We start from the raw sequence: 16,804 nt of genomic DNA, 5'->3' as shown, positions 1-16,804 counted from the left end.
AAAGAGCCATTCCACATATAGGAATGGCTCTTTTTTATGTCATAAACTATTTTACCAGTGAATAGAATGGGGGTGCAGAATGAAATATCTTTATGGAACGGGGCGATTTTTATGAGTAGAGACCAAGCTGCATTCAGCTTTGATTTAAATGAATCCTTGTATTTCCGGAGCGGAGAGGAAGTCGGCGAGATGGTCAGCATTTCTCTTGAGCCGATTATCTCCGTCCATTCTCCAGCAGAATATGTTCAGCTGCGCGGTGTCATAGAATTGAAAGGAGAATACCGCCGCGGGGAGAATGGTCATGCCGATTATGTACCTATCGACGAGGAAGAGGACGATCAGGCAATACGGCGTGTAGAGGAAGTGAGTGAGACAGAAGATGGAGAGCTTACATTCCTGCATCATTTTCCAATTGAAATTTCCATCCCCCATGATAGAGTGGAAGATTTGAACGAAATCAAAGTACAAGTAACAACTTTTGACTATGATTTCCCTTCAAATGATCGCTTGAATTTACTTGCTTCAATCGAAATCAGGGGAATTCTTCCGGAAGAGCAACGCTCTGAACCAGAACTCTTGACAGAAGAAAAAGATTTGCCATTGCCGTTCTTTGGAGCGGAGGATATTGGAGCAGATGCGCTTGAAGAGTTGATGGGCAAGCTCGCGACTTTCAGCGACCAGCTGCCACAGTTTGATTTTGATATTATCCCGGAGGCAGAAGAGATCGAGCCATCTGCATCTAGAAGAGATGAAGAGCCAGAGGCATTGGCGGACAATCAATCAAATACGTTGCAGTCAGCTTTTTTAACTCCGGAACAAGAAATACCTAAACAAAATGCAAAGCAGTCCGAGCCAGCGAATTCTACAGACCGGTACTCCGCAGAGAACTCCGAACAAACTGATGAAGCGAAACAATCTAATAACTGTGAAACGGAACTTGCTAGTGAAGCTTCTGAACACCGTTTAGAGCTATCTAATAACTCTACTCCGGAAGAGAACGATCAAGCATCTCTAAGCGAAGAAAGCTGTGAACTTGCCCGCTCCGAACAACAAGCAGAAGAAGAGCAGGAACCTGCATTGAATCTAAACAGTAAAGCTGAAAAGGTTGAACGAGAAGAAGTGAGATTGGACTCGGAACCTTCTGCAGAGGAGGCAAAGCCACAACAGGAAGAAGCCCCTAGTGCAGTAGAGAATGATCAAAATTTGTCTGAAGCGGAATCAACATCACAGGAACTTGCTTTTACAGCAGCTAGAGATCAGGCCGAGGCGCGGAAACAAGAAGAGCAAGCAGAAGCAAGAGATCAAGAGCCTTCTGAACTGCAAACAGAAGCAGAGACTGAAAATCAGGCACCTTCTGCAGAAGAGCAACCAAGACAAGAAGAACAAACAGAATCGGATGAAGTAAAAATATCAGCGTCTGAACCAGTCGGCGAGGCAGAGGATGTTAAAGAAGCTCCAGCTGTTCAGGGACGCATTGAACAGCAACAGCAACCGGAAGCAAATCAAGAGTCAGCTGTCGAACAAGAAAGCACGCCTTCAGCTGATGCTGATGAGTCTTCTGAGGCAGTAAATCGACCAGAGCAAGCAGAGTCGGAACAAGAAGAGTCAGAACAACAAGAGTCTCCTGTGTACAAGAAGCAGCGTACTGAAACTGGAATCCACGCTCAAAAGCCAGATGAAGAAGGTGCGGATCTTGGTAATTTGACAGATCTGTTCGGAAGAGATAATGAAGAAGGCTTTACGAGAATGCGTCTATACATTGTCCAGGAGAAGGATACAATAGAGTCTATTGCCGAAAGATACGAAATTCCGGTTTCTCGCTTGTTGCAGCATAACCGTTTAGATAACGAGAACCTTGGCGCCGGACAGCTTATTTACATCCCTGTTCCCCGCGAGGCAAATGCGTAGAAGCAGTTTTGCGAGGTGAAGCGAAATGGATATGGAGAGGGAACTACTTTTAAGATATGGTCTGGAAGCAAACGAAATGGAGCAAATTACAAGCCGCCTGTTCAAAGCGACATGCGGCAGCAGAAGCTATGCTTTGAAAAAAAGGACGGCATCCATCCGTGACGAATCATTGTGGCAAGGTTTGCACAATGAAGCTGCAATCGGTACAATGCGCGGCGTGCTTCCAGTCTATATGACTTTAGACGGATTTCCTTCTGTAAGCATGAATGAAGACGTCTATTATCTAATGCCCTGGATTGATGCGAGCTATCCTAAGCCCGATCAATTGCTGAAGACGATTGGTCATATCCATCGGAAAACAAAAGAGCCAGCCATGCCGAAAGCTGAGGCATGGCTGGGATCCGTGAATACATGTAAGAAAAATATCGGTACGCTGCGTAATCAGCTCTTAAAGCACATTGAGAAATGCGAAACAAGACATTATATGTCTCCTTTTGAACTCAGCTTCTGTACGCAGTATATGGAAGCAGACAGAGTTTGCGCCGAACATATTAAGCAGCTTGAACAGCTCTCAAGTTTAATTGAACAAGGCGATTGGCATACGAGTGTTGTGCATGGCCGGCTATCAAGTGAGCACTTTTTGAATGGAACGACACCTTTATTTGTTAACTGGGAGAACGCTCGGAGCGGCAACGCGACAGATGATCTGCATCATTTTTTCCGCAGTGAGCTGATGAAGACAGAGTGCTTCATGAGACGCGACCAGTACATTGCGGCATATCGGGAATATGAAGCGGCAAATGAATTGTCTGACCTTGAAAGATGCCATCTATCGATTTGCCTTCTGGACCCTATGCCTTATTTAAACTGGGTTCGCCGGTTTGATGCAAATCCTTCAGCCGTTTCCATGCTTGAAGCAGTGGAAGGGTTAAATGCACATTTCCGTGTCATGATGTTTGGGCTTAATTTTGTCCAAGAATGGCAAAGCAGCAATGATGACTTGTCAAATCCAGCGCAAGTAGAACGCGAAGAAGAGACCAGTGATGAAGCCAAGCAAGAGAATGTCGAACGTAGTGGGCAGGAAGAGCGTACGGAACACCTGGAAGATGAGGATCGGAACGACCGCACGCTCAATGACACATAGGCATGTAAACGCCCATGGCGGCAATTTGTAACGGTATTGTCGTGATATGATGACCACCTGCTTTCATCTGTTTTTTTCATTTTATGCTTGAGTTCCTGGACTTTGTGAATGCAGCTTGCTTTTTACCAGAGAGTTACGGTAAAATACAGGCAGACCAAAGCGATAAATGCATGGAAGCGGGAGTAGTATGGATCGTTGCAGTTTCACAGGGAGAAGAGCCTTGACTGAGAGTTCTTCAGCTGGATTTCCAGAAAGTCGCCCGCCGAGCAGATGCCCTGAACTTGATTCAGTAGGGGCAGACCGGAGAAGTTCCGTTACAACTTGCATGAGTGTACCGGCATTTTTATGCCTGTAAATAAAGGTGGAACCGCGGAATCCTTTTCGTCCTTTTTTGGGGATGAGAAGGATTTTTTATTTTGCCGGGGTGTCATGCATCGCATTAGGAAGGGAGCACTACCATGGAAGAAAAACAGACATCACTGCCTCCGAAGTACAATCCGGGGGAAGTTGAAGAAAACCGTTATCAATTCTGGCTAGATGGCAAGTTCTTTGAAGCAGGGCAGGATCTTGACAAAGAACCGTTCACAATTGTCATTCCGCCGCCGAACGTTACAGGAAAGCTCCATTTGGGACATGCCTGGGATACGACAATGCAAGATACGATTTCACGTATGAAGCGTATGCAGGGCTACGACGTCCTCTGGCTTCCGGGAATGGACCATGCCGGTATTGCGACACAGGCAAAAGTTGAGGCAAAACTACGCGAAGAAGGCAAGAGCCGCTACGACCTTGGGCGCGAGAAGTTCCTTGATACTGTTTGGGAATGGAAAGAAGAGTATGCAGGATTCATCCGCAAGCAATGGGAGAAGATGGGCCTTGGCCTCGACTATTCACGTGAGCGTTTCACAATGGATGAAGGTCTTTCTGAAGCGGTACGCAAAGTATTCGTAACCCTTTATGAAAAAGGACTTATCTACCGCGGTGAATACATCATTAACTGGGATCCGGCTACGAAAACAGCACTCTCTGATATTGAAGTTATCTATGAAGAAGTGCAGGGCAAGTTCTACCATTTGCGCTATCCAATCAAAGATTCTGATGAAACAATTGAAATTGCAACGACTCGACCAGAGACAATGCTTGGAGATACTGCTGTTGCCGTTCATCCTGAAGACGAGCGCTACAAGCACCTCATCGGCAAAAAGGTAATTTTGCCAATCGTCGGCCGTGAGATTGAGATTGTTGCAGATGATTATGTCGATATGGAATTTGGTTCCGGAGCGGTTAAGATTACACCTGCACATGACCCGAATGACTTTGAAATTGGTAATCGACACAATCTTGAGCGCATTCTTGTTATGAATGAAGATGGCACAATGAACGCACGTGCTGGCAAGTACGAAGGACTGGACCGTTTCGAATGCCGTAAGCAAATCATAAAAGACTTGCAAGATATGAACGTTCTGTTTGAAATTGAAGATCACGTCCATCAAGTTGGTCATTCAGAACGCAGTGGTGCAGTCGTTGAGCCTTATCTTTCAACACAGTGGTTCGTAAACATGCAGCCGCTTGCTGACGAAGCTGTAGCAATGCAGCAGTCGGAAGGCAAAGTGAACTTCGTGCCAGATCGTTTTGAGAAGACGTATTTGCGCTGGATGGAGAATATCCGTGACTGGTGTATTTCCCGTCAGCTTTGGTGGGGGCACCGCATTCCGGCTTGGTATCATAAGGAAACAGGTGAGATCCATGTAGGCATGGAAGCACCAGCTGATGCCGAGAACTGGAAGCAAGATGAAGATGTTCTTGACACATGGTTCTCTTCCGCACTTTGGCCGTTTTCAACAATGGGCTGGCCGGATGAAGAAGCACCGGACTTCAAGCGCTACTTCCCGACAGATGTACTCGTAACAGGTTATGACATTATCTTCTTCTGGGTTTCACGCATGATCTTCCAGTCCAAGCAATTCACTGGCGAGCGTCCTTTCAAAGATGTTCTGATTCATGGTCTTATCCGTGATGCAGAAGGACGCAAAATGTCCAAGTCCCTTGGAAATGGTGTCGACCCGATGGATGTCATTGAGAAGTATGGTGCTGATTCATTGCGTTACTTCCTGCTTACAGGTTCAACACCGGGTCAGGATTTACGCTTCCATTGGGAAAAAGTTGAATCAACATGGAACTTCGCCAACAAAGTGTGGAACGCATCACGCTTCTCACTTATGAACATGGAAGGTTTCACATATGAAGACATTGATCTTTCCGGTGAGAAATCACTTGCTGACAAATGGATTCTTACACGCTTGAATGAAACAATTGAGCAAGTGACACGCAACACGGATAAATATGAATTCGGTGAAGCAGGCCGCCATTTGTACAACTTCATCTGGGATGACTTGTGTGACTGGTATATCGAGATGGCGAAATTGCCACTTTACGGTGACGATGAGAAGGCAAAGAAAATGACTCGTTCTGTTCTAGCTCATACATTGGATCAGACAATGCGCATGTTGCATCCGTTCATGCCGTTCATCACAGAGGAAATTTGGCAGCAGCTTCCGCATCAGGGCGAATCTATTACGGTAGCTGAATGGCCAAAAGTGAACCCTGAATTCCAGGATGATCAAGCAGTTACGGAAATGGAACGTCTTACTTCAATTATCAAGGCAATCCGTAATATCCGCTCTGAAGTGGATACACCAATGTCCAAGCAGATCAAGCTGATGATCCAAGCTGAGAACGCGACAATCGTTGATGAGCTAAACAGCGAACGTAGTTATCTTGAACGCTTCTGTAATACGAGTGAACTGGAAATTGCCGAAGCTGTCGACGCTCCTGCTAAAGCGATGTCCGCTGTCGTGACAGGTGCTGAATTGTTCTTGCCGCTTGAAGGACTGATTGATTTCGATAAAGAGATTGCTCGTCTTGAGAAAGAACTTGAGAAATGGACGAAAGAAGTAGAACGTGTCCAGAAGAAACTCGGCAACCAGGGCTTCATCGCAAAAGCTCCTGAGAAGGTTGTTGAGGAAGAAAAACAAAAAGAAAAAGATTATCTTGAAAAGCAGGCGAAAGTAAAAGCACGCTTGGAAGAATTGAAATAATAGTTTGACTGTCCCGCAAGTTTCTATTGAGGCTTGTGGGATTTTTTGTATCCTCATTTGGTAAATACTGATAAAATAACATGAATAATACATAAAAGCTGGTGAATCAATGAAGAAGGTTTCTCGGAAAAGGCTTATTTTTATTTTAATTATTTCTCTGGGTTTGAATTTGTATCACTTCATCCATGACAAACAACAGAAAAGAATAGAAGTAGGAATTGATGTGGAAAAATTTTTGTTTAATCTCAATGAGACAGCAAGGCTTTTGAAAGAATTTGAAGAAGAGGAGATTACGAAAAAATATGAGACGGAGGGAGGGAAGAACGAGCACCTTCTTTGGGATGCAAGCAACTATATGTCAGAGAATGAGGGACGGTTAAATGCCTATATTAGCGAAGTGCCGGAAAACCTTGTCTCCTGGAATGGAGGTGTATTCGTAGATATTCGAAATAAAATTAAACAAAATGGTGAAGAGGAATCAAACCAGGTTTTAAAAGATATCCTTAATTTTAAAAAAGGATATGATGCTGAGGCAGGTTCTATTAATGTTTATAAGGAACCTTATAAGGCATTGGCTATTATGGAAGACGTCCTTAGCAGTAAGAAGTATATGGGGAACCGTTTCATATATAAAGATAGATGATATGTTGGGAGGATAAGATTTTTGATTAGAAGCAAGTTAGCCATTATTAGCTCGTTTGTTTTTTTAGGAATTTGTCTTTATTCTTTCTTTCCATTTCCAAATAATCCATTGCTAAGGGCACAAGCGACGTTTATGAATTTTCCGATACAGGATCAGAACGGGTATGTGTTATCTGGTATTTTTTGTTCAGCTTTATTTATTATAAGTTTTGTTTTGCTCGCTGTTGGGGTGAAAAAACATCGTATTAGGACTGTGATCCTTGTATTCGTCCTATATTTATTTTTGCCGAATGTGGCGATTACTCTGTATCAGGGAACAGTCGCATCTGGTATTTTCGCAATTTCCTACGATAAAGATGGGAGTTGTCATTTTGAGAGCATTAGAGAGAATCTGTTAAATGGTGAGTGCACACTTACATTGAGGAATCACAGCAATCATACGGTGAGCTTTTCAATGCAATTTCTTGATAATGATCTTAAGCCTGTTTATCGAACAGAGTCATTAATGAATGAGCCTAAACTTGAAAAAGTCACATTAAAACCGAATGAGAAAAGGACAATTCATTTGGAAAAAAAGATAGATATATCGAAAATTTCACGTACTATCAGTGGCGGGACATCGAATGACATACACTTTAAGTTAATTGCCGGTGAGTTTGAACGTGATTTTTAGGGCTGTTAATAGAGTATATAAAGTGATCCGATATTTAGAAAAATGACGGGGCATACGATGCTCCGTCATTTTTTGATTTTATTATTCAATCCGCTCTCTAATTAAAGCAACATACTTCTCCAGGATGTTAATATTGCTCGTCACACTTAAAGTCCGTGACCCAACAATATCTTCTATTTCATTGAAAAGCAGCTTGCCGTCATTTCCAATGAGGAAGTCGATTCCAACCATTCCAAAATCAAAACGGTCGATGATTTTCTGTACAGGTTCTAGATTATTGGCGTTTAGATTATAAAACGTTGCTTTCCCGCCGAGCTTGAAGTTCGCACGGAAGTCGGCGTCACTCTCTCTAAGGACAGCTCCGACAACTTCGTCCCCAACTACAAAGACGCGCAAATCTTTACCATGTCGCACATTCGTGCGTTGGGCGATGAGATTTACTGGTGGAAGTTTCGGCAAGAGGGAAGTCCAATCGTCCTGGGAACCGATCCAATACACTTCCTTACCGCCGCGTCCGCCCGTCTGCTTAAGGACAAAAGGAAATTCAAGTGGCGGTGTTTGTTTAAGAAGATCCGTATGTAGGAATAGGGTATCATTCATTGGGACACCGAGCTGCTGTACGTAAGAGTGTGCGAGTGCCTTGTCATTGGCAATACGTGAGACTTCATACGAATTGAATGCAGGGATTCCGGCTGTCTCAAAGTGTAAATTAAGCAGCGGTTCAATTGTTCGGATAATCGCGAAATCGGGTCTTTCCGGTTTCCCGTTTTTTAGAATTTCCGTTTTGTTGTCGATAATACCGACTGATAGTTGTTCCCGCATTACAAACTTCAATTCGATATCCTGTTTTTGTGCTTCATCGATAAACCATTGAATGTATCCTTCATTGCCGAGTGTATCGGCTTTACGATAAATGATCCAGCCTGTTTTCAAAACTGTTTCCTCCTGTCTTTTACTTTACGGAGGACGTCACGGACTATGGCATCACTAGCATCTATTCCGGTTGCGTCCATTAGATTATGAATATGTGCATTTGAGTTTACTTCACAGACTATTGGTCCGAGTTCCCCATGAAGCAGGTCGACACCAGCGAAATCGCATCCGAGCGCTTTCGCTGCAGCAATGGCAAGCTCACACTCAGCATCAGTCGGTTCATAGCTATGCATTTTGCCGCCATTCGTCACATTGGCGCGGAAATCATCAACCGCTGTTCTTCTCACTGAGGCGACGACTTCATCGCCAGCAACTTGTAGTCTTAGATCAATGCCGCGGCTTGTCTCTACGAACTCCTGGAAAAGGAATGGTTTGCCGCCAATTTTCTGAACTTGTTCTTGTAGTTCAGCCATGTCGTTTACAAGGTAGACTTGCTGGCCAAAAGATCCGAAAGCTTCTTTTACAATCATTGGGAAGCCAAGTGCCTTGGAGGCAAGTTGCAGTTGCTTTTCCCCAAGCGGACTATCTTGAAGGAATGTTTTTGGAGCAGAAATTGTCCGTGGCATCGGGATCTTCCTCTTTGCAAGTGCTTGATGTGTCGCGATTTTATCGTCGCTCGCTTCAATTGCATGAGAGCTATTGAAGACAGAGATACCCATCGCTTCTAGTTGGCGTGCAAGATGGAGGTCTTTGTCCGTAAAAAGACAATATTCAGGGATGTTAAGCCCGTTCGGCTTCAGCAACTCCATGCCTTTTGAGTCTGTAACAGCGAGCAAGTCGTTATTTTTTACAATATCAGCTTGGCTTCCCGCACGCAACGCCGCTCTTTGCAGCATTTCGGCGAAATCAAGGAATTTATTACCTGGCAATGAGCCATTATATATGATCCAACCATAAGTCATCTATTAAGTCCTCTCTGTCTGATTGCTTCAATCACAAATGAATTCTATAATTGATTGTACTAGAAAAGAAACGGAAGTGGTGGCGTCATGTTTAAAACTTTTATAGAAGTTGAGACGTTTTTCAAGAAACGAAGTGAATTTGGGATTAAACCCGGCCTGGAACGAATCCATTCATTATTGGACAAAGCAGGGAACCCGGAGAAAAAGATGAAGGCTGTGCATGTTGCGGGTACGAATGGAAAAGGTTCGACCGCGAGCTTCCTAATTGACGGACTTGTAGCCAATGGATATAAGACAGGCTTTTTCACTTCACCTAGCTTTTCGGGTCTTACCGGACATATTTACATTAATAAAGAACCAATAAGTGAAGGAGCTTTTATCTCTTTGCTGAATCAGCTATTACCAGCAATTGAACTGCTCGATGAACAAGATATGCATCCGACAGAATTTGAGATCATTACGGTGCTTGCAATTATGCATCTCGCTGAACAGGCGGAGATTTCAGTTATCGAAACAGGAATGGGCGGTCGCTTTGATACTACGAACTGCTTTGAACCAATTCTATCAATCATTACAAATGTTTCAATTGATCATGCCTCATTCCTCGGCAGTACGGTTGTCGATATCGCCGAACATAAGGCTGGCATTATTAAACATAACCGTCCTGTTATTGCCGGGGAAATGAAAGACGAAGCATTTGCCGTTATTCGTGAGGAAGCGACAGGGAAATCTGCTCCAATTTTTCATATTGGTGAGGAATTCCAATATCGAAAGACATGGCCTGATTCATTCATCTGGACAAGCGGCGGCAAATCATACGATGTGAAGCTAGGCATGAGCGGAGTACATCAGATGCATAATGCTTCGCTCGCCATTGCTGGATTTGCGCTTCTTGATGAAGAAGGAGTACTCATTGACATGGAGAAAGCGGTCAAAGCATTGGCTGAGACTGCGGTGCCTGGTCGTTTTGAAAAAGTTCACTCTAATCCGGATATTATTCTGGACGGAGCACATAATCCGGATGGCATTCGCTCCTTTACAAAGACTGCCAAGGCATTCGCTGAAGGCAAGTCTTCAAAAGTCGTATTCAGTGCGTTTCGAGACAAGGATATCAGTAGTATGCTCGAACAGTTGAAAGAAGAATTCAACCATATTGTACTTGTCCCTTTTGACCACCCTCGTGCGTTGTCTATCGAAGAGGAGAAAAAGCTGGCTGAAAAATATAATCTGGAGCTTAAAACAGATTGGCACAGTGTTGTTGATGAAATGATAGAAGAAAAAGAAGCAAGCTGCATGTTCATTACAGGTTCCTTGAACTTCATTTTGCGAGTGAGGGAATATATTTTGTCGAAACACGATTGAATTTGCAGATGGAAAGGTGGTTCCTGATGACAGGAGCCGCCTTTTTTTGCGTTCATCATATGGTAGAGTTGGGAAAAACATTGCAGAAAGAGGTAGGTCATATGAGTGGGAAAGTACCTGTTATCGTCTGGCATAGTCGCAAGCCGGAAGATGGGACAAGCTCGGATCAACATGAAGTAGCTGTTGCTGAAGAAATCAGAGCAGAAGAAATAAGTAATGATGCCTTTTTCCACATGGATGCAAAAAAAGTGCCTGGAAAAAGATCCAAGCTGCAAGTTCTGCTTGTAACAACAGTCTCAGCGATCGTACTCGGTGTGCTTATCGGGACAGTTATGCTGAAGCTCCTTACTGTTTTTGAGACGGACGAGGCTGCTGTAACTGTGTCCGGCCATGCCAATGCAGCAATGAATAAGAAGTCCGAGCTGCTTTCCGCCTATGTTCTGCAAGGAGGCGTGTTCACGAAAAAGAAAAATGCAGATGAGTGGCTTGCTAAATATGAAAAAGCAGGTGTTCCTGCAGTACTATGGCAGAGAGATGGAAGCTATTATTTGTTCGCCGGAGCAGCTCCAGCTGAGAAGCAGGCAGCAGAACAGGCTAAATTGATAGAGAAGGCTAAACTGGACATTTACATTAAGGAATGGACTGCGCCAATCGCTAAGGGTGAGCTTAAAGACAATGAGAAAAAATGGCTCTCGGAATTCAGCACCGTATGGAATCGTACGTTGCAAAAAACTGGAGAGACCCACTCTGCATCAGAATGGAACTCATTGATTAAAAGTGCTCCGGCAAAATCTACTGCTTGCCAGAATCTTGCCAAGGGCATTGAGGCAAACTTGGACAAGCTGAAAGCAGGAGACTCGAATACAGTGCGTCAAGCTTTGCTTAATATTTGGAAAAGCGCAGAAAAAATTTCTTGAGTTCTTAACTTATAGTCTAATGAAAACAATTTTTTTAAGAGAAGAACGAGCGAAAAACACGAATTCCTCTGTTCGTCAAATGCCCGAGCTCTGTCTATAATTGGCGGTGACGAATTTGCGAGGGAGGCTTTATTCATGGATGATGCTCCAATCATGATAAAGGATACCCCGGTCGAGGACAGGCCCCGAGAGCGGCTGCTGCAGTATGGACCGGGAAGGTTGTCCAATCAGGAACTGCTCGCCATTTTGCTTGGAAGCGGCACACGCCAGGAGTCAGTAATGTCACTCTCCAACCGTGTGCTCCTTCATTTTGACGGACTTAAATTGCTGAATGAGGCGACAATCGAGGAATTGAAGGCAATTAAAGGTATTGGCGATGCGAAAGGCGTGCTCATACTTGCTGCACTCGAACTTGGCAAGCGGCTTAATCAATATCGGCCCCAGGAAAAGTTTTTTATTCGTTCGCCTGAAGATGGCGCTGATTATGTCATGGAAGAGATGCGTCAGCTAAAACAAGAACATTTTGTTGCCCTCTTCTTGGACACGAAGAATCAAGTGCTGCACAGACAGACGATTTTCATCGGAAGCCTTAACGCCTCGATTGTGCATCCCCGTGAAGTATTCAGGGAAGCGGTCAGGCGTTCAGCCGCTTCGATCATCTGCATTCATAATCACCCCTCAGGAGACCCCGCTCCTTCCCAGGAAGATATTCAAGTAACTCGCAGGCTTGTTGAAGCAGGCAAAATGATGGGTATTGAGCTGCTCGACCATATTATTATCGGTGACAGACGTTTTGTCTCTCTTAAAGAAAAAGGTTATGTATAATATGACTATCCATTTTGCGTTTTTTTTCGTATAATTGACAAGACGCTCGAATGTTGGCGCCATTTTCCCTATATTAGGGAAATCGGCGCTTATTTAAGTGGTGTTCAAAGGATATTCATTTTTTAAAAGCATATTGTTTTGAATGCACGTTTTCATATATGATAGTGCAATTAAATAAAAAAGCAGTAAATACCGGGGCACGGAAGAAAGGAAGATTTCTTTGGGGAAATTAAGTTTCTCGCAGGATTTGGGCATCGACCTGGGAACAGCCAACACACTTGTATTTGTTAAAGGAAAAGGCGTTCAGGTAAGAGAACCATCAGTAGTAGCGAAAAATATCGAAACAGGCGAAATTGAAGCGGTCGGCAGTGCTGCTCGCAACATGATTGGACGTACGCCGGGCAATATTTCAGTAATCCGTCCGATGAAAGACGGCGTTATTGCTGACTATGATACGACTGCATCCATGATGAAATATTATATTCAGAAAGCAATGAAAAAACGTTCATTCTTCGCTTCGAAGCCGAACGTCATTGTCTGTGTGCCATCGGGAATTACAATGGTAGAAGAGCGCGCAGTTATTGATGCGACGAAGCAGGCTGGCGCAAAAGATGCTTTTCCGATTGCTGAGCCATTCGCAGCCGCTATCGGTGCAGATTTGCCAGTATGGGAACCGACAGGAAGCATGATTGTCGATATTGGCGGCGGAACGACTGAAGTAGCTGTCATCTCACTTGGCGGTATTGTAACATGCCGTTCAATTCGTACAGCTGGTGATGACATGGATGAGGCAATTATTCATTTCATCCGTAAAAATTACAATCTTATGATTGGTGAACGTTCGGCCGAATCTATTAAAATGGAAATTGGAGCGGCAGGCGAAGTTAAGCAGGATGAAGAGCTCGATATCCGCGGGCGTGATTTGCTGACAGGATTGCCAAAGACGATTACAATAACTAAGAAGGAGATTGCTACTTCTCTTGCAGATACGGTTGATTCAATTGTTGATGCAGTAAAAGGGACATTAGAGAAGACTCCTCCGGAACTTGCGGCAGACATCATGGATCGTGGAATCGTTCTTACAGGAGGAAGCTCACTTCTTGAGAATCTTGATCAGGTGATTAGTGATGAAACGAAGATGCCTGTATTTGTAACGGAAAATCCTCTTGAAAGTGTAGCAATCGGTACAGGGAAATCATTGGATTACATCCAGCATTTCCGCAGCCATCCGAATGTTTCAACCCGCCAAAGCGCAGATTAAGCAGGTGATTAGATGTCATTTTTCCGAAAGAAAGGTCTCTTCATTCTGCTAATTGGAATCATTTTGCTCGTCGTCCTTGTCGGCTATTCGCTGAGTGGAAGAGACGGGGTCACATTGCCTGAACAGATGATGAAGGATGCGACAGGCGGAGCGCAGAAAATTGTTTCCGCTCCTGTCCGTTTTGTAAAAGGGATTGGGACGAATATTTCCGATATCAGAAATGCATACGAAGAGAACAGACAACTGAAGAAGAAAATCTCTGAATACAAAGGGATGGACTACCATATCCAGAAGCTAAAAGAGGAAAATGATGAGCTGAGGGCGCAGTTGCATATTACAGAATCGATCCGTGATTACACACCGATTCAGGCTACTGTCATTTCACGTTCTCCTGAGCGCTGGGTAGAGCAAGTTACAATCAACAAAGGTAAGCATGATGGTGTTAAGGAGAATATGGCTGTTAGAACGGCTGATGGCATGGTCGGAAAGATTCGATCAGCTGCACAATTCAGTTCAACCGTACAGCTTCTGTCCGGTTTTGACCAGTTCAACAGGATTTCAGCCACGATCGCCCGCAAAAAGGGCAAGGATGTTTTCGGCATGGTTGAAGGATTCGATGTGGAATCAAAGTATCTTACGTTCCGTATTATCGAAGAATCTGAGCAAAACGTTAAAAAGGGAGAAAAAGTATATTCTTCCGGACTTGGTGGTAAATTCCCGGCCGGGCTATTGATCGGTAAAGTTAAAGAGGTTAAACCTGATCAGTACGGATTGACAGAAACCGCTCTGATTGAACCGGCGGCTGACTTGTATAATCTTAATAATGTAATCGTCGTTGATCGGAGCTTGGAGACGGATAATGCTACAGACGAACCGGAGGAGGGGGATGACGGGCAATGAAGAAGCTTCTGATCCCGCTCATCCTGTTCATCGTTGTCGTGCTCGAAGGAGTAGCTCTCAATCTGCTTCCGTCCAACATTGTACTAGGCGATACATATATCATCCCTCATTGGGCTCTCGCTGTTCTCCTTTTCTCTGTTTTGTTTTATGATAAGGAGAACACATACTACTCTGTCTTATACGCTGCGATTTTCGGTCTTCTGATCGATATCGTATATACGAGTGTGCTAGGTGTGTATATGTTCTCCTACACACTCGTCATCTTCCTGATGCATTCTGTAAGAGGGCGGTTCCATGGTAATTTTTATGTAACAATGCTACTTGGTGTTTTCAGCATTGCATTGGGAGATTTGATTATTCATTTTATTTATTTGACAGCGGGTCTTACGGAAATTGCGTGGAGCGGCTATCTGCTTCAGCGCATGCTGCCGACAGTTTTGCTCAATCTGATTTTCCTGATTGTGCTCTATCCGCTCCTTGCCAGCAGATTCGAACGCTGGCAGTATGAACAGCTTGCCAGTCATCGATCGTTCTAGCTTCCATGCAGGCTGTACTAGTTATGTTGGCACCAGTTTTTGAAATAGGTCGGCAGCCGAGCGCGCCGACCGCCCAAAGAAGGTCGAGGCAGGTGAACGGGACATGCATGAAAGCAAACAAAAAGTTACAATAAAAGGGACCAGAGACGGTCTGACTTTGTTCATAGACGATTTATGTTCTTTTGAAGAAGCCTTTGAAGAGTTAAGCGAAAAAATCGCCGCAAGCCAGCCGGACAAAGACGAGCCTATTGCCGGTGTGACTGTGAAACTCGGAAACCGCTACTTGGCGGAAAAAGAGAAACAGAGGCTAAGAGAATTGATCGCCAATGGCAACAGGATGACGGTCCAGGCCATCGAGTCAGATGTCATTCGCCGTGAAGATGCACTCAAATGGAGAGAAGAAAGTGAAGTGAAGACCATTTCACGGATCGTCCGCTCCGGGCAAGTGCTAAAGGTGAACGGGGATCTGCTTCTGATTGGTGATGTCAATCCTGGCGGCCATGTATGTGCTACGGGTAATGTATACATATTGGGTAATTTATACGGTATTGCACATGCAGGGTATGATGGTGATTTGAAATCAGTCATTATCGCTTCTTATATGAAGCCGAACCAGCTGCGCATCGCCGGCCATATACGGCAGTCACCCGATGATTCGGGGAAAGGCATGTTGATGGGCTGTGGTGTTTATGATGAGACATCGAGCGAAGTTCTCATGGAGAAATTGCAAAAAGTACGAGCGAGACGGCATGAACTCGATGGATTCGAAAGGAGAATGCTGAATGGGTGAAGCCATTGTAATTACATCGGGTAAAGGCGGGGTCGGCAAGACGACGACTACAGCCAATCTCGGAACATCACTGGCACTGATGGAGAAAAAAGTCTGTCTGATCGATACGGATATCGGTCTCCGCAACCTTGATGTCGTCATGGGACTTGAGAATCGGATCATCTATGATATTGTCGATGTCATTGAAGAACGCTGCAAACTTCAGCAGGCGCTAATTCGCGATAAGCGATTTGAGCATCTCGCACTTTTACCAGCAGCACAAACGAGTGACAAGACTTCCGTTACATCTGAAGGAATGGAAAAAATTGTCGCTGAATTGAAGATGGATTACGATTATATTCTGATCGATTGTCCGGCAGGAATTGAACAAGGGTTCCAGAACGCGATTGCGGCTGCTGACCGGGCAATTGTTGTAACGACGCCTGAGAAATCAAGTGTACGCGATGCCGACAGGGTTATCGGTCTCCTTGAACAAAGAGAGATGGACAGGCCAAACTTGATCATCAATAGAATCAGAAGCCATATGATTCAAAAAGGGGATATGCTTGATATTGATGATATTTTGCAAATCCTCGCAATTGATCTCATCGGGATTGTTATTGATGATGACGATGTAATCAAGGCATCCAACAATGGAGAGCCTGTGGCATTCCAGCCAAAGTCCAAGGCTTCCATCGCCTATCGTAATGTCGCAAGAAGAATCCTTGGCGAAACCGTTCCTCTACAGGCATTGGAGAAGAAGGAAACGATGATGCAAAAGGTTAAGAAATTCTTTGGTATGCGCTCATAATATAATCTCACGAACAGATGCATCCGGTATCATACCGGTATGCATCTGTTTTTTTGCTATGGCATAAAACAATCTTGTCCACCATACAATGAACCAACACATAAATATTCATGGCAAAGGTGA

At 44.3% G+C, this 16,804-nt stretch carries 15 protein-coding genes and 1 other annotated feature; of the genes, 12 read left to right on the top strand and 3 right to left on the bottom strand.

Annotated elements, in window-relative coordinates; translation table 11 throughout:
* Positions 1–111 precede the first annotated feature (111 nt).
* Positions 112–1,908 carry a LysM peptidoglycan-binding domain-containing protein gene (locus QR721_RS08570; protein ID WP_348025962.1) on the top strand — a complete coding sequence of 599 codons (1,797 nt, stop codon included), beginning with the start codon at positions 112–114 and terminating at the stop codon, positions 1,906–1,908.
* 1,003 nt (positions 1,909–2,911) lie between these two features.
* Here QR721_RS08570 and QR721_RS13935 read toward each other — a convergent pair.
* Positions 2,912–3,007 (bottom strand): hypothetical protein, encoded by a 96-nt coding sequence (locus QR721_RS13935; protein WP_488656353.1) that lies wholly within the window; start codon positions 3,005–3,007, stop codon positions 2,912–2,914.
* Between the two features lie 207 nt (positions 3,008–3,214).
* Positions 3,215–3,444, top strand: a binding site (T-box leader).
* Between the two features lie 66 nt (positions 3,445–3,510).
* Here QR721_RS13935 and QR721_RS08560 point away from each other — a divergent pair.
* The 3 genes from QR721_RS08560 (at position 3,511) to QR721_RS08550 (ending at position 7,465) form a co-directional block, all read left to right on the top strand.
* Positions 3,511–6,150: a valine--tRNA ligase gene (locus QR721_RS08560; RefSeq protein WP_348025958.1), complete on the top strand. Its 2,640-nt coding sequence runs from the start codon at positions 3,511–3,513 to the stop codon at positions 6,148–6,150.
* A 223-nt stretch (positions 6,151–6,373) separates the two neighbouring features.
* Entirely contained in the window at positions 6,374–6,793 is a 420-nt protein-coding gene (locus tag QR721_RS08555; protein WP_348025956.1) for a hypothetical protein, read from the top strand.
* A gap of 21 nt (positions 6,794–6,814) precedes the next feature.
* Positions 6,815–7,465, top strand: a complete 651-nt coding sequence (locus QR721_RS08550) for a hypothetical protein (protein WP_348025954.1) — start codon at positions 6,815–6,817, stop codon at positions 7,463–7,465.
* Between the two features lie 81 nt (positions 7,466–7,546).
* Here the strand turns inward: QR721_RS08550 and QR721_RS08545 are convergent, their stop codons facing one another.
* Together QR721_RS08545 and QR721_RS08540 are read right to left on the bottom strand one after the other, a co-directional pair.
* Positions 7,547–8,398, bottom strand: coding sequence for an ATP-grasp domain-containing protein (locus QR721_RS08545; protein WP_348025952.1), 852 nt, complete (start codon positions 8,396–8,398; stop codon positions 7,547–7,549).
* Positions 8,395–9,300 carry an ATP-grasp domain-containing protein gene (locus QR721_RS08540; RefSeq protein WP_348025951.1) on the bottom strand — a complete coding sequence of 302 codons (906 nt, stop codon included), beginning with the start codon at positions 9,298–9,300 and terminating at the stop codon, positions 8,395–8,397. Before QR721_RS08540 ends, QR721_RS08545 begins: the two co-directional genes overlap by 4 nt.
* Positions 9,301–9,387: 87 nt before the next feature.
* On the opposite strand from QR721_RS08540, the gene QR721_RS08535 reads away from it, so the two are divergent.
* From QR721_RS08535 to minD, 8 genes are all read left to right on the top strand, one after another.
* Positions 9,388–10,662, top strand: coding sequence for a bifunctional folylpolyglutamate synthase/dihydrofolate synthase (locus tag QR721_RS08535; protein WP_348025949.1), 1,275 nt, complete (start codon positions 9,388–9,390; stop codon positions 10,660–10,662).
* Positions 10,663–10,763: 101 nt separating this feature from the next.
* Positions 10,764–11,579 (top strand): hypothetical protein, encoded by an 816-nt coding sequence (locus QR721_RS08530; protein WP_348025947.1) that lies wholly within the window; start codon positions 10,764–10,766, stop codon positions 11,577–11,579.
* A gap of 135 nt (positions 11,580–11,714) precedes the next feature.
* Positions 11,715–12,404 carry a RadC family protein gene (gene radC / locus QR721_RS08525; protein ID WP_348025945.1) on the top strand — a complete coding sequence of 230 codons (690 nt, stop codon included), beginning with the start codon at positions 11,715–11,717 and terminating at the stop codon, positions 12,402–12,404.
* 220 nt (positions 12,405–12,624) lie between these two features.
* Positions 12,625–13,665 (top strand): rod shape-determining protein, encoded by a 1,041-nt coding sequence (locus tag QR721_RS08520; protein WP_348025943.1) that lies wholly within the window; start codon positions 12,625–12,627, stop codon positions 13,663–13,665.
* Positions 13,666–13,677: 12 nt separating this feature from the next.
* On the top strand, positions 13,678–14,565 hold the full coding sequence (mreC, locus tag QR721_RS08515; RefSeq protein WP_348025941.1) for a rod shape-determining protein MreC: 888 nt from the start codon (positions 13,678–13,680) through the stop codon (positions 14,563–14,565).
* Positions 14,562–15,101: a rod shape-determining protein MreD gene (gene mreD / locus QR721_RS08510; protein WP_348025939.1), complete on the top strand. Its 540-nt coding sequence runs from the start codon at positions 14,562–14,564 to the stop codon at positions 15,099–15,101. The genes mreC and mreD overlap by 4 nt, the downstream gene beginning before the upstream one ends.
* 103 nt (positions 15,102–15,204) lie before the next feature.
* Positions 15,205–15,891 (top strand): septum site-determining protein MinC, encoded by a 687-nt coding sequence (gene minC, locus QR721_RS08505; protein ID WP_348025937.1) that lies wholly within the window; start codon positions 15,205–15,207, stop codon positions 15,889–15,891.
* Positions 15,884–16,681, top strand: coding sequence for a septum site-determining protein MinD (gene minD / locus QR721_RS08500; RefSeq protein WP_348025932.1), 798 nt, complete (start codon positions 15,884–15,886; stop codon positions 16,679–16,681). Before minC ends, minD begins: the two co-directional genes overlap by 8 nt.
* The last annotated feature ends 123 nt before the right edge of the window (positions 16,682–16,804 follow it).

The sequence above is a fragment of the Aciduricibacillus chroicocephali genome, assembly GCF_030762805.1.
Taxonomy (GTDB): Bacteria; Bacillota; Bacilli; order Bacillales; family Amphibacillaceae; genus Aciduricibacillus; species Aciduricibacillus chroicocephali.
The sequence above is the reverse complement of the archived record's forward strand: the minus strand, read 5'-3'. Positions and strand labels throughout refer to the sequence as shown.

Coding starts and splice junctions, on each gene's coding strand:
- QR721_RS08570 (WP_348025962.1), top strand. CDS start 112: ATGAGTAGAGACCAAGCTGCATTCAGCTTTGATTTAAATGAATCCTTG.
- QR721_RS08560 (WP_348025958.1), top strand. CDS start 3,511: ATGGAAGAAAAACAGACATCACTGCCTCCGAAGTACAATCCGGGGGAA.
- QR721_RS08540 (WP_348025951.1), bottom strand. CDS start 9,300: ATGACTTATGGTTGGATCATATATAATGGCTCATTGCCAGGTAATAAA.
- QR721_RS08535 (WP_348025949.1), top strand. CDS start 9,388: ATGTTTAAAACTTTTATAGAAGTTGAGACGTTTTTCAAGAAACGAAGT.
- QR721_RS08530 (WP_348025947.1), top strand. CDS start 10,764: ATGAGTGGGAAAGTACCTGTTATCGTCTGGCATAGTCGCAAGCCGGAA.
- radC (WP_348025945.1), top strand. CDS start 11,715: ATGGATGATGCTCCAATCATGATAAAGGATACCCCGGTCGAGGACAGG.
- mreC (WP_348025941.1), top strand. CDS start 13,678: ATGTCATTTTTCCGAAAGAAAGGTCTCTTCATTCTGCTAATTGGAATC.
- mreD (WP_348025939.1), top strand. CDS start 14,562: ATGAAGAAGCTTCTGATCCCGCTCATCCTGTTCATCGTTGTCGTGCTC.
- minC (WP_348025937.1), top strand. CDS start 15,205: ATGCATGAAAGCAAACAAAAAGTTACAATAAAAGGGACCAGAGACGGT.
- minD (WP_348025932.1), top strand. CDS start 15,884: ATGGGTGAAGCCATTGTAATTACATCGGGTAAAGGCGGGGTCGGCAAG.